19 protein-coding genes and 2 pseudogenes are annotated in these 18,686 nt (G+C 65.3%); 13 read left to right on the forward strand and 8 right to left on the reverse strand.

Translation table 11 applies throughout. From position 1 onward, the window contains the following. Positions 1-20: 20 nt before the first annotated feature. Entirely contained in the window at positions 21-1,859 is a 1,839-nt protein-coding gene (locus tag PKD89_RS06110; RefSeq protein WP_289010221.1) for an AMP-dependent synthetase/ligase, read from the reverse strand. Positions 1,860-2,247: 388 nt separating this feature from the next. Here PKD89_RS06110 and PKD89_RS06115 point away from each other — a divergent pair, with 388 nt between their 5' ends. Next, on the forward strand, positions 2,248-2,610 hold the full coding sequence (locus PKD89_RS06115) for a TraR/DksA family transcriptional regulator (protein WP_289010222.1): 363 nt from the start codon (positions 2,248-2,250) through the stop codon (positions 2,608-2,610). An 87-nt stretch (positions 2,611-2,697) separates the two neighbouring features. On the opposite strand, the gene PKD89_RS06120 is transcribed toward PKD89_RS06115, so the two are convergent. Further along, the gene (locus tag PKD89_RS06120; RefSeq protein ID WP_289010223.1) at positions 2,698-4,077 is read right to left on the reverse strand and encodes a DUF2252 domain-containing protein; all 1,380 of its coding nucleotides are present in this window, start codon (positions 4,075-4,077) and stop codon (positions 2,698-2,700) included. A 303-nt stretch (positions 4,078-4,380) separates the two neighbouring features. On the opposite strand from PKD89_RS06120, the gene PKD89_RS06125 reads away from it, so the two are divergent. Next, a complete protein-coding gene (locus PKD89_RS06125; RefSeq protein ID WP_324332319.1) occupies positions 4,381-4,692 on the forward strand; it encodes a hypothetical protein in 312 nt (103 codons plus the stop codon). A gap of 151 nt (positions 4,693-4,843) precedes the next feature. Here PKD89_RS06125 and PKD89_RS06130 read toward each other — a convergent pair whose 3' ends face one another. Then, positions 4,844-6,040 (reverse strand): amidohydrolase family protein, encoded by a 1,197-nt coding sequence (locus tag PKD89_RS06130; RefSeq protein ID WP_289010225.1) that lies wholly within the window; start codon positions 6,038-6,040, stop codon positions 4,844-4,846. Between the two features lie 147 nt (positions 6,041-6,187). Between PKD89_RS06130 and PKD89_RS06135 the strand changes: the two genes are divergently transcribed. The 4 genes from PKD89_RS06135 to PKD89_RS06150 all read left to right on the forward strand — a co-directional run bounded on the left by PKD89_RS06135 (position 6,188) and on the right by PKD89_RS06150 (position 10,283). Beyond that, the gene (locus PKD89_RS06135) at positions 6,188-7,156 is read left to right on the forward strand and encodes a DUF808 domain-containing protein (protein ID WP_289010226.1); all 969 of its coding nucleotides are present in this window, start codon (positions 6,188-6,190) and stop codon (positions 7,154-7,156) included. Between the two features lie 63 nt (positions 7,157-7,219). Next, positions 7,220-7,996 (forward strand): class I SAM-dependent methyltransferase, encoded by a 777-nt coding sequence (locus PKD89_RS06140; RefSeq protein WP_289010227.1) that lies wholly within the window; start codon positions 7,220-7,222, stop codon positions 7,994-7,996. 119 nt (positions 7,997-8,115) lie between these two features. After that, a complete protein-coding gene (locus PKD89_RS06145) occupies positions 8,116-9,390 on the forward strand; it encodes a glycosyltransferase (RefSeq protein ID WP_289010228.1) in 1,275 nt (424 codons plus the stop codon). A 98-nt stretch (positions 9,391-9,488) separates the two neighbouring features. Further along, positions 9,489-10,283 (forward strand): DUF433 domain-containing protein, encoded by a 795-nt coding sequence (locus PKD89_RS06150; protein ID WP_289010229.1) that lies wholly within the window; start codon positions 9,489-9,491, stop codon positions 10,281-10,283. A 106-nt stretch (positions 10,284-10,389) separates the two neighbouring features. On the opposite strand, the pseudogene PKD89_RS19800 reads toward PKD89_RS06150, so the two are convergent. From PKD89_RS19800 to PKD89_RS06165, 4 genes and pseudogenes are all read right to left on the reverse strand, one after another. Continuing rightward, positions 10,390-10,671, reverse strand: a pseudogene (locus PKD89_RS19800) (AlbA family DNA-binding domain-containing protein); the annotation flags it as partial. 151 nt (positions 10,672-10,822) lie between these two features. Beyond that, positions 10,823-11,647: pseudogene (locus tag PKD89_RS19805) on the reverse strand (type I restriction enzyme endonuclease domain-containing protein); the annotation flags it as partial. After that, positions 11,629-12,882, reverse strand: coding sequence for a type I restriction enzyme subunit R domain-containing protein (locus PKD89_RS06160; RefSeq protein ID WP_289010231.1), 1,254 nt, complete (start codon positions 12,880-12,882; stop codon positions 11,629-11,631). The pseudogene PKD89_RS19805 and the gene PKD89_RS06160, both read right to left, overlap by 19 nt. A gap of 91 nt (positions 12,883-12,973) precedes the next feature. Beyond that, positions 12,974-13,420, reverse strand: a complete 447-nt coding sequence (locus PKD89_RS06165; protein WP_289010232.1) for a ferritin-like domain-containing protein — start codon at positions 13,418-13,420, stop codon at positions 12,974-12,976. Positions 13,421-13,439: 19 nt separating this feature from the next. Here PKD89_RS06165 and PKD89_RS06170 point away from each other — a divergent pair, with 19 nt between their 5' ends. From PKD89_RS06170 to PKD89_RS06200, 7 genes are all read left to right on the forward strand, one after another. After that, positions 13,440-14,438, forward strand: coding sequence for a DNA-3-methyladenine glycosylase family protein (locus PKD89_RS06170; protein ID WP_289010233.1), 999 nt, complete (start codon positions 13,440-13,442; stop codon positions 14,436-14,438). Between the two features lie 95 nt (positions 14,439-14,533). Then, positions 14,534-15,733, forward strand: a complete 1,200-nt coding sequence (locus tag PKD89_RS06175; RefSeq protein ID WP_289010234.1) for an acyl-CoA dehydrogenase family protein — start codon at positions 14,534-14,536, stop codon at positions 15,731-15,733. 110 nt (positions 15,734-15,843) lie between these two features. Then, a complete protein-coding gene (locus tag PKD89_RS06180; RefSeq protein ID WP_287380435.1) occupies positions 15,844-16,095 on the forward strand; it encodes an AbrB/MazE/SpoVT family DNA-binding domain-containing protein in 252 nt (83 codons plus the stop codon). A 197-nt stretch (positions 16,096-16,292) separates the two neighbouring features. Beyond that, positions 16,293-16,520: a hypothetical protein gene (locus PKD89_RS06185; protein ID WP_289010235.1), complete on the forward strand. Its 228-nt coding sequence runs from the start codon at positions 16,293-16,295 to the stop codon at positions 16,518-16,520. A 39-nt stretch (positions 16,521-16,559) separates the two neighbouring features. Beyond that, positions 16,560-16,997: a nuclear transport factor 2 family protein gene (locus tag PKD89_RS06190; protein WP_289010236.1), complete on the forward strand. Its 438-nt coding sequence runs from the start codon at positions 16,560-16,562 to the stop codon at positions 16,995-16,997. Positions 16,998-17,013: 16 nt separating this feature from the next. Continuing rightward, the gene (locus PKD89_RS06195) at positions 17,014-17,721 is read left to right on the forward strand and encodes an SDR family NAD(P)-dependent oxidoreductase (RefSeq protein WP_289010237.1); all 708 of its coding nucleotides are present in this window, start codon (positions 17,014-17,016) and stop codon (positions 17,719-17,721) included. 94 nt (positions 17,722-17,815) lie between these two features. Beyond that, the gene (locus PKD89_RS06200; protein WP_289010238.1) at positions 17,816-18,202 is read left to right on the forward strand and encodes a DUF1622 domain-containing protein; all 387 of its coding nucleotides are present in this window, start codon (positions 17,816-17,818) and stop codon (positions 18,200-18,202) included. Between the two features lie 9 nt (positions 18,203-18,211). On the opposite strand, the gene PKD89_RS06205 is transcribed toward PKD89_RS06200, so the two are convergent. Beyond that, positions 18,212-18,481 carry a metal-sensitive transcriptional regulator gene (locus PKD89_RS06205; RefSeq protein WP_287380427.1) on the reverse strand — a complete coding sequence of 90 codons (270 nt, stop codon included), beginning with the start codon at positions 18,479-18,481 and terminating at the stop codon, positions 18,212-18,214. Positions 18,482-18,686: the final 205 nt, after the last annotated feature.

Genomic DNA, 18,686 nt, shown 5'->3' on the forward strand with positions numbered 1-18,686 from the left:
CGATTCGGTGATGGTGGGGGTCAGCTGGCGTAGATGCCGTCGATCAGGCCGTCATAGTGCTTGGCCACTATCGCCCGCCGCACCTTCATCGTCGGCGTCAGTTCGCCATCGTCAACGCTGAAATCGTGCGGCAGGATGGCGAAGGCGCGGATCGACTCGGCACGCGACACCGACGAGTTCACGTCGTCGATCGCCTCTTGCACCCTGGCGCGCAGGTCGGGGTGATCGACGACGTCGGCCACCTTCACCTCGTCGCCCGCCTCGCCGGGCCACCAGGCATCGAACACTTCCTCGTCGATGGTGACCAGCGCCGAGATGAAGCGGCGGTTGTCGCCAATGACCATCGCCTGGCTGATCAGCGAGTGCGAACGTAGGCGATCCTCCATCGGCTCCGGAGCGACGTTCTTGCCGCCGGCGGTGACGATCAGCTCCTTCTTACGGCCGATGATGCGAAGAAACCCGTCCTCGATCCGACCGACATCGCCGGTACGGAACCAGCCGTCGTCGGTGAGCACCTCGGCGGTGGCCTTGTCATTCTTCCAGTAGCCCTGGAACACCTGGGGGCCCTTGGCCAGCACCTCGCCGTCGTCGGCGAGACGGATCGTCGTCCCGGCCACCGGTTTCCCCACGGTGCCTGGCCGCCAGGCGCTCAGCGTGTTGACGGCGAGCACCGGGCTGGTCTCGGTCAGCCCGTAGCCCTCGAAGATGCGAACGCCCGCCCCGTCGAAGAAATAGGCGAGCCGGTCGCCCAGCGGGCTGCCGCCGCTGAATGCGAAACGCAACGAGCCGCCGAAGGCCGACCGGATCTTTGAGTACACCAGCCGGTCGAACAGCGCGTGCTCCGCCTTGGTCAACAGACCGACCGAGCCCTTCGCCCGCTGCTTCGAATAGCTGATCGCCACCTCGGTGGCACGGGCGAAGATCGGGCCGAGATTCTTCGCCTTGCTCTGTTGCTGGGCTGCGCTGAACATCTTCTCGAACACGCGGGGCACGGCCACCACCATCGTGGGGGAGACCATTGCCAGCTCCTCGGGCAGGTTGGAAATGCCGGAGGAGAACACCCCTTTGATCCCGTACTCCGAGCCAACCAGGGCGATGATCTTGGCGTAGGTGTGGGCGAGCGGCAGGAACAACAGGCTGCGATCGTCGCTACCGAGCATGTCCTTCACCGCATCGAGGTTCTGCATCACATTGGAACGGAGGTTGGCGTGGGTTGTCTTGCACCCCTTGGGACGCCCGGTCGTCCCCGACGTGTACACCATCGTTGCCAGGTCGTCGACGCTGATCGCAGCGATTCGCTGGTCAAGTTGTTCGTCGGTGACCTCGACGCCACGGATGACCAGTTCGTCCAAGCCACCCTCGTCGATCACGAGCGCCTCGCGGCACGCCACCTCGGGGTCGGCTACGCAGCCCTCGATCTTCTCGGCCATCTGCGTGTTCTCAGCCACGGCGAGAACCGACCCGCTGTCGGCGAGGATCCAATCGACCTGTTCGCCGGCGGAGGTCTCGTAGATCGGCACGGTCACGGCGCCCACGGCGAGGATGGCGTAATCGACCAGCAGCCACTCCAGGCGGGTGGCCGACATGATCACCACCCGGTCGCCGGGCTCCACCTGCGAACCGATCAGGCCCTTGGCCAGCGAGCGCACCCGGGCGAGAAATTCGGCCGCGGTGACGTCGATGAACGTCGAGCCGTCCCGGATACCGGCGACGACCTTGTCTGGATCGACCCGAGCACGCTCAATAATCGGCTGGAGCAGGTGGGCATGAGAGGCCAGAGGGGCGAGGTCGCCGCCTCGCGTCTCTATGATCCCGCCCCCGCCCGCCGGCCCTGCACCCTGTGGGGTGGTCGTCGTCATCGCCCCGCCTCCTTGAGTTGTATCGCCTCCGTTCTACAGCGTGGACGCGGTCGCGTCATGTTTCGGCTCGACAACTCCACCCAACCGACCTGCCGGACACTTGACGGACCGCGCTGGCTTCGTCACAGAGCGAGGAGGGCCGGCAACATTCAGCATGGCGATCCCTGCGGCCCTGGACCATGGAGAACGATCGCCGACCTGGTCAACACCCACCCACGGTGTGAGGAACCAACAAGTATCTGACCTTAATGACGTATGATATCTACAGAGCACTCCGCAGCCTTCTCCCCTACGGTGGGCCGTTGGCACGGTTGAGCCCTCGATTCGCTGCGCGCCCAGGGGGCGCTCGCCCGTCACTTTCACGCATGCCGCTCGGAAAGGAGCAGCAATGACGACCACCGCTACTGGTCCCAACACGCCGTCTGGTGCCGACGAACACATCACCGGCGACCAAGAACAAACCCTTCGCACCTGGCTCAACGACCAGCTTGCGGCCCAGCGCGAACGCGTGCAGCAGGCCACGGAAGCGTTCGAAGCTCTTGCCGACACGAACAATCCGGTCCACCGCGAGTTGGGCCGGGATGAACTCGACGCTGCTCTCGAGGCGGTTGCCGAGCTTGAGCATTCGCTTGAGCGCGTCGACGAAGGCACCTACGGCGTCTGTGCCGCATGTGGCAAGGACATCCCCTACGAGCGCATGGAAGCGGTGCCCGACACCGACTACTGCGTGGATTGCGCCAGCTCCCACTGAGCTGATGGGTGGCCGTGCGGCCGCCCATCAGCGATCGATTTTGCCAGTGCGGGGCGCCGGGAGACCCACACCCCTGACGCCTGCCCGCTAGCGGCCGACTGCTGCCGCAAAGGCGGTGTAGTCGGCCGCGTTCAGGTCGGCGTAGTTGGACGCGAATTGGGCGAGGTGGCGGGCGATCGTCTTGCCACCCCCCAGGTAACCGGACATGGCAGCGGCGTCACCGGTGCGAGCGTGAGCACGGGCCAGGGTGTGGGCGCACATTTTGGCGTACACCTCCATCTGTTCGGGCTGCATCGAGTCGATGTCGGCCGAACCCTTGCCGTCCCACAACTGGCGAAAGTAGTAGTCGTGGGTACGTCCGTCGACGCCCTGCGACCGGGTCCAGCCCAGGAAGACATCGCTCGCAGATTGAATCATGCGCTGACCTTCCACCACCCGCTGGCCGTTGGTCGACCACTCGCTGGCTTCGGTGTGGGCTTCGAGCACTGAAGCCTCGGCCTCCTTCACCTGCAGCATCAAGGGATCATCGTCGTCGCGACCCATCATCAACGCCACCCAGCACCTGGTGCCAACGCTGCCGACGCCAACCACCTTTCGAGCCAGGTCGACGAAGCGGTAACGATCCAGCAACAGCCGCCGGTCGGTTTGGAGGGAATCCCGATAGGACTCAAAGGCCTTGGTGACGACGTCGACCACCTGGTCATACTCAGCGTCGGCCAGCACCTCCTCGACCCGCTCGAACAGCGGTGGATCGCTGGCGAAGCGCGGCACCCCGTCGACGACGGTCACCAGTTTTGAGAATGCTCGGAGGTTGTTCTTCGATCGGGCCTTGCGCAGCAGACGTGCGAGGTTCTTCATCGCTTCCGGGCTGAGCTTCGAACCCCACCGTGCGTTCGCTTCGTCCATCGTCAGGTGGTCGTACCAGACGTCCAAATAGCCCGAGGCGGCCATCTCGGCGATCGACGAGCAGAAAGTCCGCCCCAGGTGCTCCAGAATTCGATGCCGTTTCGCCTCAGGAAAGCCGTTTGCCCGGCCCGCAACTTCGAAGCTGGCGGCCAGGCGCTGCAGGTCCCATTCAAACGGGCCGGGATTGGTCTCGTCGAAGTCGTTGATGTCGAAGACCAGGTTGCGTTCGGGCGACGTGAAGACACCGAAGTTGGTGAGGTGGGCATCGCCGCACAACTGCACGTTGAGACCGGAGTTCGGTGTTCCCGCTACGTCGGCGGCGAAGACGGCGGCTGCGCCCCGGTAGAAGGTAAATGGCGACACCACCATGCGCTCGTGACGGATGGGGACCAACTCCGGCACCCGGGTGGTCTCCTGTTCGGCGAGGATCTCCACCGCCGGCCGCCGGTCGGTCGGCGGGGTCCAGTCCGCCATCGTTGAGCGTGGAGCCTCCTTGCGCAGCTTGCGCCCCCGCTCCCTCCGCTCAGCCGGTGAACTGGTCTTCTCCGCCATGGTGGTCATCGGGCGAAAATACCACCCCTCAGCCGACATCGGGCCGGATTTCTTGAGCGTTTGCTCCAATCACCCCAATCGGGTGACGCCGAGCCGCTCAACGTCTCATTGCGCTGACATCCGGTTGTGTCGCTCCGCTCGATGTCCAAGTTGGCACACGCGTCAGTTGATCAGCCGCTCAAGACCTGGTGAGGATGCCACGATCAGATCAGCGGCTTCATCGGGAGAGAGTCGAGCGGTATCTACGATCAGATCTGCCAGGTGGAGCGACGAAGGGTCGTGACTCGACATCAGTTCCCTCAGCCGAGCGATATGGGTCAGCTTGTGGTGTCGCCTGCGGGATTCGTTGGCGAGGCGTCGTTCGAGTTCTTCCGGCGGGGCGTCAACCCGGACGAAGAAGGTCTGCCCACCTTGAGCGTCCACGACGTTCGCAGCATCCTCGGCGAAGGCGGCGAACCGCTGGCGCGCATCCGTCCGCCCCACGCCGAACTGTTGGTGAACACCAGGTCGATGCCGGCCGACGCCACTGTGGCGAACACGTCCAGGCAGAAGCGCTGGACCACGCGATCGAACGGGTCGGATCGAAACCCGAAGACCGCACGCGCCGCGTCAACCGTGAGGTGATTGTGGAACAGTCTCGCACCGGCCCTTTCCGCGACGCGCTCAGCGATCGTGAGCTTGCCGGACGCCGGTGGCCCGTAGAGGTAGATCAGCGTTGACACAAACAGTCTGTCCAGTTGAGCTTGGGGCCAAGGGGCGGGTGTCACAGATGAACTCAGGACAGCGCTGTGCCCATCAGGTCGGCGAAGTTGGCCCGATAGAACCGGTCCCGAACGGCCTCCGGTGCGTCGCCCAGCGACGCCTCGAAACGTTCGATCGGCCGCCGGCCGCCCTCGACGTGCGGGTAGTCGGAGGAGAACATACATACCTCCGGGCCCGACTGTTCGACGATCCAGCCGACGTCCTCGGTGGGGTACGGCGTGAAGCGCATCTGCCGGGTGACGTACTCGGTCGGCCGCAGCGACAAGGCCCGTAGCCGTTCCTCGTGGCGAGCGAACGCCTCGAACGCCGACTCCATTTGCCGGGTCCACGACGGCACCCAGATGGCGCCCTGCTCGATCACGCCCACCCTCAGCTCGCTAAAACGCTCGAATACCCCGTCGAAGATCATCGTGGCGATGCTCTGGGCCGGTGGGTGGGGAATGCCCAGGTAGTCGACCGAGCGGAAGTTCTCCTCGCCGCCGTGAAAGTCGGGTGGCACCGGTAGGCCGTTGTTGAAGTAGTTCGGGTCGATCAGGTCGCCGGTGCCGCCGACATGGAACACGATCGGGATGCCCGCCTCCTCGGCCTGGGCCCACACCGGATCGAGCCCGGTGTGGCTGGGCGAGTGTCCCGACGGACAGCCCGACGCCACCAGCAGCGCCGCGGCGCCGGCGTCGATCGCCTCGGCGGCCATTGCCTCCGCTCGGTCGAAGTCGGCGAGCGGGACGTAACAGGTGGGCAGCAGCCGAGGATCGACCGAGCAGAACTCGGTCATCCCCCGGTTGTGTGCCCGGGCTGCGCCGTAGGCCAAGTCGAGGTCGGCGCCGTGCTCCCAGTCGTGGAGGCGACGATTGTGAAACGTGTTGAACACCAGCTGGCTGGAAAAGCCCAACAGGTCGAGGGCCCGTGGCCGATCGTCGGCGATGAACGAGCCGGTTGCGGCGAAGTTCTTGCGGGCCATTACCTCGGCCTGCTCATCGGCGCGGTACCCATCGGACGCATGCCGCTCGGCCAGCCGCTCGAACGCCTCCCCAAGGTCGCGTTGCTGATCCGCCGGGTCCCCGGTCTGGCGCAGCTCGTTGCCGCCCGGATAGCTCAGCGGCTCGATCCGGCTGCGAATTTTCGGGTCGGCGTAGTCACCGAGCCACGTCGGTGTCTCCATGATGTGCGCGTCCGCGTCGTGAATCACCCGCGTGTCGTTGTACGGCATCGTCCAATCGCCCCCTGCTCGTTACTCCTGCAACAACCTCAGTCTGACTCGGACGGTGAGCGTATGTTCCCGGGGCCGCGAGAATCGGACAGAATGCGCAGCACACCAACGACGGAGACGGCCGCCACCCAGCGGTGAGGAGATCACATGAGCGGTGGCCTGTTTGGGCTCCTCGACGACATCGCAGCGCTGGCCAAGCTGGCCGCAGCATCGATCGATGACGTCGGCGCTGCAGCCGGCCGGGCGAGTGCCAAGGCCGCCGGTGTCGTGGTGGACGACACGGCGGTCACCCCGGCCTACGTCCAGGGGCTGGCCGCCGAGCGGGAGCTGCCGGTCATCAAGAAGATCGCCACCGGTTCGCTGCGAAACAAGCTGCTGATCATCCTCCCGGCGGCGCTGGTGCTCAGCGAGTTCGTCCCGATCCTCGTCGAGATCATCCTCATGTTCGGCGGCGCCTACCTGGCGTTCGAGGGCGCCGAGAAGATTCATCACCGCTTCAGTGCCCACTCCGACGGTCACGACGAGATGCCCGACCTTGATGTCGTGGTGACGGCATCCGGCCGCGAGATCGAGGAGAAGACGGTCAAGAGCGCCGTCCGGACCGACTTCATCCTCTCGGCCGAGATCATGGTGATTGCCCTCAAGGAAGTGATCGACGAAGGCTTCGTGTCACGGGCAATCATCATGGCCATCGTCGCCGTGGTGATCACACTATTGGTGTACGGCGTCGTGGCGCTGATCGTGAAGATGGACGACGTGGGCCTGAGCCTGGCCCAGCGCTCGGGCAGCGTCTCGCAAAAGGTCGGTCGGGGGTTGGTCAACGCCATGCCGAAGCTGCTGGCCGTCCTGTCGACCGTCGGCATCGCCGCCATGATCTGGGTAGGCGGACACATCCTGCTGGTCGGCAGCGACGAGTTGGGCTGGCACGCCCCGTATGAGTTCGTGCACTCGCTGGAGGAGCCGGCCGGCAACGTCGCCGGCATCGGCGGGGTGCTGTCGTGGCTGGTCAACACCTTGGCATCCGCGCTCATCGGCCTGGCGGTCGGCTTTCTCATCGTCGCCGTCGTGACGAAGGTTAAGGGAGCCCGAGCCGGCAACCCGACGGCCGTACACTGACAGCGGTCGGGACGCGTCTCGATGAAGGAGCGGCTTCCCATGAAACCAGGCGACGGTCCTCACATGTTCCAGGCCACCGGCGCCTCCTACGACGCCTTCATGGGCCGCTACTCCGCCGTACTGGCGCCCAAGTTCATCGCAACGTTGGCCCTGAAGCCGGGTCAGCGGGCCCTCGACGTCGGTTGCGGCCCGGGTGCGCTGACCGCTGCGCTCGTCGCAGCCCTTGGCGCGTCAGCGGTCTCAGCCTGCGACCCCTCGCCCGGTTTCGTCGCTGAGTGCGCCGCTCGCAACCCCGGCGTCGACGTCCATCAGGGTCGGGCTGAGGCCATTCCGTTTCCCGATGCCCACTTCGATGTTGCCGCCACCCAGCTGGTCCTTCACTTCGTGGGTGATTCCCAGGCTGCAAGCTCCGAACTGCATCGGGTCGTGCGTCCGGGAGGCATGATCGGCGCATGTGTCTGGGACGCAGATCACGGCATGGAGATGCTGGGAGCGTTCTGGGACGCTGCGCTCGAATTCGATCCAGACGTGCACGACACCATCCGCACCCTCCGCTTGGGTCGTCCAGGCGAGATCGCCGCACTCTTCGCCGCGGCCGAGCTCACCGACATCAACGAGACCACGATCGAAGTACGCAGCACCTATCGCGATTTCGACGAGGTCTGGGCCGGGTTCCAAGCGGGCATCGGCCCCGCAGGCGCCTACTGCACCGCTCTTCCAACCCGGCAACAGACCCTGCTCCGCGATCGCATGTACACGCAGCTCGGAGCGCCCACCGGAACCATCACGCTCGGGGCCGTCGCCCGAAGCGTGACCGCTACCCGTCCGAGTGACCTCTAACCCGGAAGGTACCGCTGGACGGATGAAGCTGCCCTTCGCCATCGAGCTCGCTGTCTTGACCTCAACACTTGTATTCATGTCGGCTCACTGCGATGAAACCCGTGAAAGGCTGACAGGCCATGACGAAGATCGTGGTGTATTCGATGGCGTACCGGGGCGACGTCTTTCCGTACGTTCCGATCGCCTCAGGCCTCGCTCGAGGGGGCCACGACGTGGTCTTCGTTGCGCCGGAGGAATACCACACGCTTTTCGCATCCGAGCCATTCCGATGTGCGTCCTCGGGTACGGACTACGGGCCGAAGCTGCTCGACCAGCACGCTGAGTACGTGGCGCGATGGGGCAAACGTTTCGGTGGTGGCCTCATGTTGCGCCTCTACTTTGGTGAACTCACCATCCCGTACCTGCCGCAACTTTACGCGGCGCTGGAGGCGGAGGTGGCGGACGCCGATCTGTTGGTTTCGCATCCGGCGGCCGCTGTGACCGGGTCGATGGTCGCCGAAGTCCACGACGTACCGCTGGTGGTTGGGGATCTGTTCCCCATGATCATGTTGTCCGAGTACGACCCGATCAGCTCGCTGCCCTACCTGGGCCGCCGCGTCAACCGCCTGTTGATTCGTGGAGCCAGGTCCCGACTGTTGGACCCCATGTTCGGCGCCAAGGGTTTTCGGGCGTTCCGAAAGCAACTCGGGTTGAGCAACGAGGATTGGAACGTGATGGACGCCCGGTTGTCGCCGCTGGCCAACCTGGCTCTGGTTCCCCCCGCCTACTACCCGCCCCGACCCGACTGGCCCGACAACTACAAGATGTTCGGGTTCACCCCGTGGGAGGGGCCGGATGGGGGACGGCTCGACAGCGAGGTAACCGAGTTTCTCGACGCGGGTGACGCTCCCGTCGTGGTGACCCTGGGTACCAGTGCCGCATCGGCGAATTCGCAGGTCTTCGACCAGGCTCTCGCCGCACTCGATTCCCTCCAGGAACGAGCGGTGGTCCTTGCGTCGAACGACGCGCTCGCTGCGCATCTCACCGAACGCGCCGGTCCCCAGCACCTCGTTCATCCGTTCATCCCGCTCGCCCCGCTGCTGGGTCGATCCAAGGCCATCGTTCACTCCGGTGCTCACGGAACGAACAGCCTCGCGCTCCTCGCAGGCGTCCCGTCCGTGGTGGTCCCCTGCCTCTACGACCAGGTCGCGCACGGGCGTCGCCAACGGGAACTCGGCACGGGCGCCTGGGTGCGCAAGGACCGCGATCTGGCAGCGGCCGTGGCAGCAGTCCTCGACCCCGCCAACGGATACTTCGAGAGAGCACAAGCATTCTCCGAGCTGATCTCCAAGGAGGACGGCACCGCCCGGGCGATCACCGAGATCGAGCGCATCCTGCACTCGACAGCGTCTTGACCCACTGGCTCACCCTGAAGGCCGGGTCGGTCACGCACTACCGCACCGAGCAAAAAGTGGCGCTCCCACACCCGTCGACCGCTGTACTCTCAAACCTGATGAGCGAACTCTCCACCTTGGATCTCCCGCTGTACAGCGTGGCGTTGGCCGCTGATTACCTCAGGATGCCCAAGACAACGCTCGGCTATTGGTTGGAAGGTGGCACACGAAAGGGCGTGAAGTATGAGCCCGTCGTGCGAACCGCACCGACCGGAAGCCCCAACCTCACCTGGGGTGAGTTCGTCGAGTGCTGGTATGTGCGGCAATACCGCCGAGTCCACGACGTTCCCATGGCGGATATCCGGCGCTTAATTGAACGGCTTCGAGAGGAGCTCAACCTCAGCTACCCGTTGGCCCACAAGAAGCCGTTCGTTGCTCCTGGAAAGAAGCTGGCGTTGAAGATCCAGGACGACAGCCAGCTCAGTCACCGCGCGTGGTTGGTCGTCACCGAGCCCGACGGCCAGCTTGGCCTGTCGACAATTGCCGAGGACTTCCTCAGCAAGGTCGACTTCGCGGACGGAGACGGCCCTGCAATTCGAATCTCGCCCAACGGACGCGAGTCACCGGTTGCGATCCAGCCGGACGTGGCATTCGGTGCTCCGCATGTGTCCGGCATTCGCACCGAGAATCTCGCTGAACTGGTCGACGCTGGCGAAGAGATCGATGTCGTCGCAGAAGACTTCTGTTTGACCGAGGCCGAGCTCCGAGCGGCACTGGCCTACGAGTGGCATCGGCCCCTGGCCTCCGCCGCCCAAGTCTCCGCAAGAGGGCATTGCGTTCCAATTGGACCATCTGCCGATTTTTGGCGTCGGGAATCGGAGCGCCTGGGCAACCTGCGGTCAGCCCGGTCATGAGATGGCTCGGACGGGTGGCCAGGTAGCTGGCCACGTCGACTTCTGGGAGGGCACGGGTGGAGTTGTTCAATCGCGCGAAGAACACGCTGTCGGCCTTACTTGTCTTCGCGCGCACACCATCGGGCATCGCAGCAACATCGACCCGGCAGATCTCCCGGCCCTCGCGCACAACGATCCGTGCCCGCGTTCGCGACACCGGGACATTGCCAATCGCGTTGATGAGGTGGGTGGTCAACCGGTTGACGAAGCCGTCGCCATTCTTGGGCTTCACCTTCTCGTAATCCTGGTCGAGGCCAACGGTCTTGAGGTCGGGCCCGACCCCGATCAGCAGCGTGCCGCCATCGGTGTTGAGGAAGCCCGCCACGGTCTTCACCACCGAGTCCTCCATCGCCTTGTTGTAGCGTGGCCGTGCTGCCGGACGGCGCCGCGGCGCCGTCGCTGTACACGCTGGCTCCGTCTCCGGCGTACGACGAGACGATGTGGTTGAAGACGGCGTCGACCTTGGTGTCGAAAAGTTCGGATGGATATGGGTCGTCCGGCAGCCCGTCGTCGAGCACGCTCTTGATCGTGGTGCGCACGCCGGCCATCGTCTCGGTCTTCCGTCGCCAGTCGAACACCAGCCACTCGTGTAGTTCCGCCAGCAGCTCCTTGGCGCTCTCCTTCACCGACGCTCGCTCGGCGTCGGTCAGCTCCGGCTCGGGCGTGGTGAGCAGGTCGAAGACTGCCAGCGATTGTTCGTCGAGCCCTTCGGTAATGGTCCGGCGTTCCTCGTCCGACAGCGTGTTGTTGAGCGAGACGAGCCGTCGGAGGTACTCGTCGATGTTGAGGCTGCCCGCGTTGAACTGGGCGATCAGCTCCTCGATGCGCTCCACCAGGTCCTGGCGGGTCGGTTTACGAGTGGCCGCCGCAGTGGCCCGCTCCTTCAACAATGCTGCCAGCCGGTCGGTCTCGGCCCGTTTGCGGCCGGCGAACGCTGCGGCGAGTGAGTCGAAGTCGATCTTGGAGAGGTCGATCAGCGGGTCGGGCTCGCTCCCCTCGGCAGCAGCTCGGATCACGTACTCCTCGGCGCCCACCGACCGATCCAGCAACTCATCGACCGCGTCGGTGACGTCGCTGAGGTCAGGACCGGTCGGACGGGACAGGTCGGTGATCCGCTCGGCAACCGTCCGGATCGCAGCGATCGTGCCCTGGTGGGCGGCCGCCGCAGGGTCGGGCAGCAGCGCCTTGAACAGCTTGCGGGCCAGCCGTGCCGACGCCAGAAACGAGGCCTTCGTGATCTCGTCCACCAGCAACTTGTTCACCGCGTCATCACGCAGCGGGATGAACTCGAACCCGGACGCCTCCCTCAGCGCCACGACATCCACATTACGGGAGGCACACAGCTCAATGACCTTGTCGATAGCCAGACCCAGCTGGACCCCAGCGCCTCAACGTTCTGGATGGGCGAGTCCACGCGGGCCTCGACGTTGGCCGCCCCGTAGATCGCGAGCGCCTTCTCCAGGTTGCGGAACACGCCGATGTAATCGACGATCATCCCGTTGTCCTTGTCGGGGAACACCCGGTTGGCCCGGGCAATCGTCTGCATCAGCGTGTGGTTACGCATGGGCCGGTCGAGGTAGATCATCGACACGGCCGGGGCATCGAACCCGGTCATCCACATGGCGCACACAAACACGATGCGCAGCGGGTCGTCGGTGGCCTTGAACTTGGCGGCGAGATCCTCGGAGATCATGCGGGCCCGGTGGGGCTTGATGTCCAGCCCCACCGCCTCCATGTGGGCGATCTCGTTCTGGGCCTGGCTGACGACGACCGCCATGTCGGTGGTTTCCATCAACTCGATGCGGCTGGCCAGCCACGGCCGTTCCAACACAGGCAGCGCATCGTGCTCGATGCGCAGCTCGGCCAGATGTTCGGCCCACGCCTCGCTGACGTAGTCGTACATACGGACCGCCGCCGCCTTGTCGAGCCCAACGTACATCGCCTTGCCGGCAAACCGCCGGCCGACGAAGTGGCGCACCAGGTCCTCGGCGATCTTGCGCAGCCGGTCGGGCCGGGTCAGCAGCGTGTATTCGGTGCTGAACCTTCGAGCCAGCTGCCCCTCGGCCTCCTCGTCGAGCTCGGCATCCTCGAGCAGTTCGCCCAGTTCGTCGGCGAAGTTCTCGTTGGTCAGCTGAATCTCGGGGATGCGGTTCTCGTAGTAGAGCGGCACCGTGGCGCCGTCCTCGATGGCATCGCTGAAGTTGTAGATCGACACGTAATCGCCGAACTGCTCCCGGGTCAGCTCCTCGCCGTCGATCAGCGGCGTGCCGGTGAACCCCATAAACGAGGCGTTGGGCAGCGCCCGGCGCATGTTGAGCGCCAGCGTGTCGTACTGGCTGCGGTGGGCCTCGTCGGTGATCACGATCACGTCGGATCGATCCGACAGCACCGGCATGGTCGTCACACCGGCGGTCCGGTCGAGGCCGAACTTGTGAATCAGCGTGAACACGTACCGATGGTCAGCCGCCAGCAGCTCACGAAGATGTGCGACGCTGCCGGCGTGCACCTGGGCCGACTTGGAGACGGCACCGGCATCGGCGAACTCACCGTCCGAGGTCACCGCTGACTCGCAGGCCGGACGCGACGATGGGCCCTCACCCGGGAGCCTCGCTCTCGGGTAAAGGCCCATCAGGTACAGCGTGAAGCTGGACTCAGTCGGTCGCGTTGCGCAGCGCCTTCACCTGGTCGTGCGTGGCCTGCACCGTGCCCATCTGGCGACGGAGGACGTCCTTCAGCTCTGGCGAGATGTCCTCGTCGAGCGCCTTCTTGTAGGAATCGACAGCGTGGTCCTCGCCTTGCTCGGCGGCATCGAGAATGCCGTCGGGGTCGGAGCCGGACAGTGCGTCCTTGACGGCCATCCAGCCGCGGTGGATCGTGCCCTTGACCGAGCCGTGCTCGTCGATCTCGTCGCCGTAGGCAGCAGCCATCGTCGTGAGTTCAGCTGCGAAACCGGCCCGCTGCTCCGAGAACTCACGGAACATGGGTGCCAGGTCGGCCCGGTTGGACTCGGCCAGCTTGTCAGCAGCGTGGTCGAACCCCTTTTTTCCGTCCTCGAGTACTTCAACGATGTTCTTGCTCACCTTGGCGTCGTTCGACATCTCACTCCTCGCATATCTTGTGGAGTCCATTTGTACCCGTGACGTCAAACGGCAAACCGCAGGGGGCAGAATCGACGCTCAAGCCCGTGCCACTGGGGGCGACGACGAGATCCTGCTGCGTCCACGCCCGCCCTTTCGCCTGGATCTCACAGTGTGGGCGCTGCGGCGGCGGGGCAAGAACCTGGTCGACCGCTGGGAGGGCACCTACCGACGGGCACTGCACGTCGGAGATCGGGCGGTCACCGTCGAGGTTGAACAGCGCGACGATCCCGATGACCCCCTGTTGATCGTCCGCAACCTGACCGCCGGTGCCCTCACGGTCGACGAACGGCAGTCGGTCGAGGCGCAGCTGACCCGCCTGCTGGGGCTGGACGTCGACCTCAGCGGTTTCTACGCCCTGGCCGACGAAGATGCCCTGGTCGGACCGCTGGCGGAACGCATGCGCGGGGTGAAGCCACCCAGGTTTCCCACGCTGTTCGAGGCCCTCGTCAATGCGGTCGCCAACCAGCAGCTGTCCCTGGAGGTGGGCATCGAGCTACTCAACCGCATCTCCGAACGGTTCGGGGTGCGTCCGGACGACGACCATGGCATGGTCACGTTCCCCGAACCGGCCGCCGTTCTCGGCGAATCGGTGCACGACCTCCGCCAGCTGGGCTTCAGCATGCGCAAGGCGGAATACATCATGGACAGCGCTGACGCCGTGCTTGCGGGCGCCATCGACGAGACCCTGTTGGCGTCGGCCGACCGGAAAACCGCAACCGGGATGCTGACCGGCCTCCGCGGGATCGGACGATGGTCGGCCGAATACGCCTTGCTGCGGGGTCTCGGCAACATCGACGTCTTCCCCGCCGACGATATCGGTGCTCGCAACAAGCTGCAGCGATTCTTTACCCTCACCAACCCACCCGACCGGGAGCAGATCCTGACCCTGATGGAGCCATGGGCCCCCTACGCCGGGCTGATGTACTTCCACATGCTGCTCGACGGGCTGGCAGAGCGGGGCGACCTCCAGCCCTGACGCCAGAGTGGTCACCGGCGCCGCCTAACACCTGCGATGATTCGTGAACCCACTCCACGGGGCACGCTGTTGATTGCCCTGGAATACTGTCAGCCATGACAAACGCTGACGCAGCCAAGGTTGAAGCCGTACTCGACGCCCTGTTGGCCGAGCACGACCCGACGACCGAGGGCTACGAGGAGTTCCGGGGGCACCAGTTCGATGCCGGGCTGGCCTGGGTGCAGTATCCGCAGGGCAACGGCGGGCTGGGTGTGGCACCCCAGCTGCAGCAGAACGTCAACCGGCGACTGTCCGAGGCCGGCGCGCCACCAATGGATCTGTCCCAGTTCTTCATCGCCCTGGCAGCGCCGACGATCCTCACCCACGGATCAGACGACGTGAAGCAGCGCTTCCTGCGCCCGATGTTTACCGGCGAGGAGAAGTGGTGCCAGCTGTTCTCCGAGCCCGGCGCCGGGTCGGACTTCGCCGGTCTGGGCACCAAGGCGATCAAGGACGGCGACGAGTGGCTGATCAACGGCCAGAAGGTGTGGAACACCCTCGCCCACATCGCCGACTGGGGCATGCTGGTCGCCCGCACCGACCCCCAGGCCCGAAAGCACCGCGGCATGACCTACTTCGCCCTCGACATGAAGGCGCCGGGTGTGGACGTGCGGCCGCTGCGACAGATCACCGGCGAGGCCGAGTTCAACGAGGTCTACATGACCGACGTGCGGGTGCCCGACGCCGACCGCATCGGCGCCGAGGGCGAGGGCTGGCGGGCTGCGCTGACCACCCTGATGAACGAGCGCACCGCCATCGGCGGAAGCGGCGGCGGGGGCAATGCGCCCAAGCCAGGCAGCGGCCCGATCGCCGAGCTGGTCAGCGCCTACACGGCCAACGCCGACACGCTCGCCCCCGGCGTTCGCGACGACGTGATGGCGCTGTACGTCCGCTCCGAGGTGCTGCGCCTGACCAACCAGCGCGCCGCCCAGGCGGCCAAGTCCGGCAACCCCGGCCCCGAGGGATCGGTGGGCAAGGCGGTCGGCGCCATCTTGAACCAGGACATCTCCGAGGCGGTGCTCGATGTGATGGGCCCCGCCGGCCAGATCGACTACGACTTCACCTTCCGGCGTCCCACGATTGCGGCCCTCACCGGCGGCACCGCCGGGCACGCCTTCCTGCGGGCGCGGGCCAACACGATCGAGGGTGGCACCACCGAGATCATGAAGAACATCCTCGGCGAGCAGGTGCTCGGCCTCCCCGGCGAGCCCCGGACCGACAAGGACGTCCCCTGGATCGACGTTCCCCGCGGCTAGGACGCGCGAGGCGAACCCATCGAGGGCGACATACATCACCATCGAGAAGGAATCCAGGATTACCCAGCGATGATGGGAATCGATTCCCAATGGTGGGTAGCCTTGCGGCCATGGAAGTAACAGTCGACAAGGTCGGTCGAGTCGTCATCCCCAAGCAGCTGCGCACGGCGTTCGGAATTGGACCCGATTCGAAGTTGACGATCCACGAAGATGGCGTCGGCATCCGCATGGAGCCTGTGGTGTCAAGGGAGCGTCGTATTGAAGAACGTGACGGCTTCCTGGTGCTCCTGGCGCCCGAGGGCGACCATGAGCCAGTGACGGACGAAGTGATCAACCGACTTCGGGACGCAATGCAGCGGTGACCGGAACCCTGCGATTCGCTTGCGACACGAGCGTCGCGGTTCCAGCGCTCGACACCACCCACGCCCATCACTCATGGTGTGTCGATCTTGTTCGGAGGCGTGAACCTGCGCTGGCCGGACACGCTGCGATCGAGACCTACTCGGTACTCACCCGGTTGCCGGGGCCTGCACGGCTCAGTGCACAGTCGGCAGGACGCGTGGTCCTGCACAACTTTCCGAACTCGTGCCCAGCGCCGACCCAGAGCCAGCTTGAGATACTCGACCACTTTGCGGGTTTCGGGATCGCTGGTGGTGCGGTGTACGACGGCCTGGTTGCCTTGGCTGCTCACGCCGATGAGCGAATCCTTCTCACCCGCGACGAGCGGGCCGAGCCGACCTACCGCCGACTTAAAATCAGCTACGAGCTGGTGACCGGACCGGCCTGAGAAGTCGGTCGCCATGGGGCATCAGTATCATCCGGTGCCGTGGGGAACAGTGAGCGTGAGATCGAGAACCTGATCTATGCGTATGCGGAGCGATTCGATCTGGGCGACCTGGACAGCGTGGCCGCTCTGTTCTCCGACGGCCGTATCCAGGCAGCCCCAGGCGTGGTCTACGAGGGCTCCGAGCAGGTGCGCGTCATGTACGAGGCTGCGGTGCGCATTCATCCAGACGGCACGCCCCGCACCCACCACGTCACCACCAACGTGGCGGTGACCGTCGCCGGGGACCAGGCCACCGCCAAGGCACGTTCGTACTACACGGTGTTTCAGGCCAGCGACGGGCTGCCACTGCAGGCGATCATCACCGGCCGCTATCACGACACGTTCCACCGGGTAGACGAGCGATGGCGCTTCGACACTCGCGAGATGTTCGTCGGGCTCACCGGTACCCTCGGACATCACCTCACGTTCGAACCCTGAAGGCAGGATCACTCACATGGAACGGTTGGAGAACAAGGTTGCGTTGGTCTCGGGAGCCGCCAGCGGCATCGGCGCTGCTGTCGTTGATCGCCTCGTCGAGGAGGGCGCCACCGTCGTGGCCGCCGACATCGCCGAGATCGAGGACGGCGTCATCTGCGACGTCACCGACCCCGAATCCTGCGCTGCGGCAATCGCTGAGACGCTCGAGCGGCACGCGCAGTTGGACATCCTCGTCAACGTGGCCGGCATCGGGGCGGGCAACCGGATCGAGGACGTCACCCCGCAGGAATGGCGCAAGCTGATCGAGGTGAACCTCACCGGCACATTCTTCCTCTCCCAGGCCGCGCTGCCGGCCCTGCTCGAGACGACCGGCGCGATCGTCAACATGGCGTCGCTGTCGGGCATTCGAGGCACCCCCTACAACGCGGCCTACTCGGCATCGAAGGGCGGCGTCATCGCGCTGACCAAGTCGATGGCGGTCGAGCTGGCGTCGACGGGCGTGCGAGTGAATGCCGTGTGCCCAGGTGCGGTCAACACCCCGTTCCTCAGCGACTACCACCTGCCCGAGGACGCCGACATGACGCTGCTCCAGCGCTCGATGTCACCCATGGGGGGACTGGTCGAAGCCGTGGAGGTGGCCGCCGCCGTCGCCTACCTGGCCTCGGACGAGGCCGCCAGCGTCAGCGGAACCACCCTGGAGATCGATGGAGCCGCCAGCGCCTGAGCTTCTGCGGCGGCGTGGCAGCGCCGTCCGAAGCGACCCGACCACCACGTCGACCTCGACGTGGGCGAGCACGTAAGCCTACGAAGGAGACGCGATGGAGTTCACCGAGGGGATGTCGAAGGTTGCCCAAGCCTTCGAGCTGGTTGGGGTGGGCATCCTGATCGTCGGGGCCGTGCTGGTTGCATGGACCACCGTCGTTGCGCTGATCCGCAAGCAGCCGGCCTACGAGCAGAGCCGGATCCGCCTGGGTCGCACCCTGCTGTTGAGCCTCGAGGTGCTGGTCGCCGCCGACGTGATCAAGACCGTGGCAGTGGAGAGCACGGTCGAGAGCGTGGTCACCCTGGGCGTGCTCGTCGTCGTGCGAACCGTGCTGAGCCTCTCGCTCGATGCCGAGGTCGATGGCATCGCTCCGTGGCGCAAGAAGAAGTTTGAGGCCGAGCAGGCCATGCAGGCTCAGCTCAAGGAACCGCCTCAGGCGTAGACCGACCGTTCAGGCCAGGCGCAGGAACATCTTCTCGACCTCGTCGATCGGATAGCCGTCAGCCTCGGCGGCCTCGGGGTTGGAGATGCAGTAGGTCATCCCGGCGCTGACCAAGCGAAACCCGGTCCGCTCCAACGCCCGGTTGGCGGCAGAGATCTGGGTGACGAGGTCGCGACACTCCCGGCCGTCGTCGAGCATGCGCTCGATACCCTCGATCTGCCCACCGATGCGGCGAAGGCGCTTCCGTAGGTCGTCAACGACTTCCTCGGGCAGGTCCACCGCTACACGTTGGCGCCGCGGCGCCCGAACCAAGAACGCTTGGCGGTGGGATCACCCGCGCTTCGGGAGTGGCCCTGGCAACGATCGGCAGGGGGGACATCGCCCAACACCTGCTCGATGTGGCTACCACATCCGGCGTAGGTCGGGCGCTGGCATGTTGAACACGTCACTCGTTGGCACATGTTCGTCAGCATACCCCCGGGGG

Source organism: Candidatus Neomicrothrix sp. (assembly GCF_035329545.1).
In the GTDB taxonomy this organism is placed as follows: Bacteria; Actinomycetota; Acidimicrobiia; order Acidimicrobiales; family Microtrichaceae; genus Microthrix; species Microthrix subdominans.

What these genes read in the sequence shown, in the direction of transcription:
- PKD89_RS06120 (WP_289010223.1), bottom strand. Translation starts at nt 4,077, where the DNA reads ATGACCACCATGGCGGAGAAGACCAGTTCACCGGCTGAGCGGAGGGAG.
- PKD89_RS06125 (WP_324332319.1), top strand. Translation starts at nt 4,381, where the DNA reads ATGGGTCAGCTTGTGGTGTCGCCTGCGGGATTCGTTGGCGAGGCGTCG.
- PKD89_RS06110 (WP_289010221.1), bottom strand. Translation starts at nt 1,859, where the DNA reads ATGACGACGACCACCCCACAGGGTGCAGGGCCGGCGGGCGGGGGCGGG.
- PKD89_RS06140 (WP_289010227.1), top strand. Translation starts at nt 7,220, where the DNA reads ATGTTCCAGGCCACCGGCGCCTCCTACGACGCCTTCATGGGCCGCTAC.
- PKD89_RS06145 (WP_289010228.1), top strand. Translation starts at nt 8,116, where the DNA reads ATGACGAAGATCGTGGTGTATTCGATGGCGTACCGGGGCGACGTCTTT.
- PKD89_RS06180 (WP_287380435.1), top strand. Translation starts at nt 15,844, where the DNA reads ATGGAAGTAACAGTCGACAAGGTCGGTCGAGTCGTCATCCCCAAGCAG.
- PKD89_RS06200 (WP_289010238.1), top strand. Translation starts at nt 17,816, where the DNA reads ATGGAGTTCACCGAGGGGATGTCGAAGGTTGCCCAAGCCTTCGAGCTG.
- PKD89_RS06165 (WP_289010232.1), bottom strand. Translation starts at nt 13,420, where the DNA reads ATGTCGAACGACGCCAAGGTGAGCAAGAACATCGTTGAAGTACTCGAG.
- PKD89_RS06175 (WP_289010234.1), top strand. Translation starts at nt 14,534, where the DNA reads ATGACAAACGCTGACGCAGCCAAGGTTGAAGCCGTACTCGACGCCCTG.
- PKD89_RS06135 (WP_289010226.1), top strand. Translation starts at nt 6,188, where the DNA reads ATGAGCGGTGGCCTGTTTGGGCTCCTCGACGACATCGCAGCGCTGGCC.
- PKD89_RS06195 (WP_289010237.1), top strand. Translation starts at nt 17,014, where the DNA reads ATGGAACGGTTGGAGAACAAGGTTGCGTTGGTCTCGGGAGCCGCCAGC.
- PKD89_RS06130 (WP_289010225.1), bottom strand. Translation starts at nt 6,040, where the DNA reads ATGCCGTACAACGACACGCGGGTGATTCACGACGCGGACGCGCACATC.
- PKD89_RS06150 (WP_289010229.1), top strand. Translation starts at nt 9,489, where the DNA reads ATGAGCGAACTCTCCACCTTGGATCTCCCGCTGTACAGCGTGGCGTTG.
- PKD89_RS06115 (WP_289010222.1), top strand. Translation starts at nt 2,248, where the DNA reads ATGACGACCACCGCTACTGGTCCCAACACGCCGTCTGGTGCCGACGAA.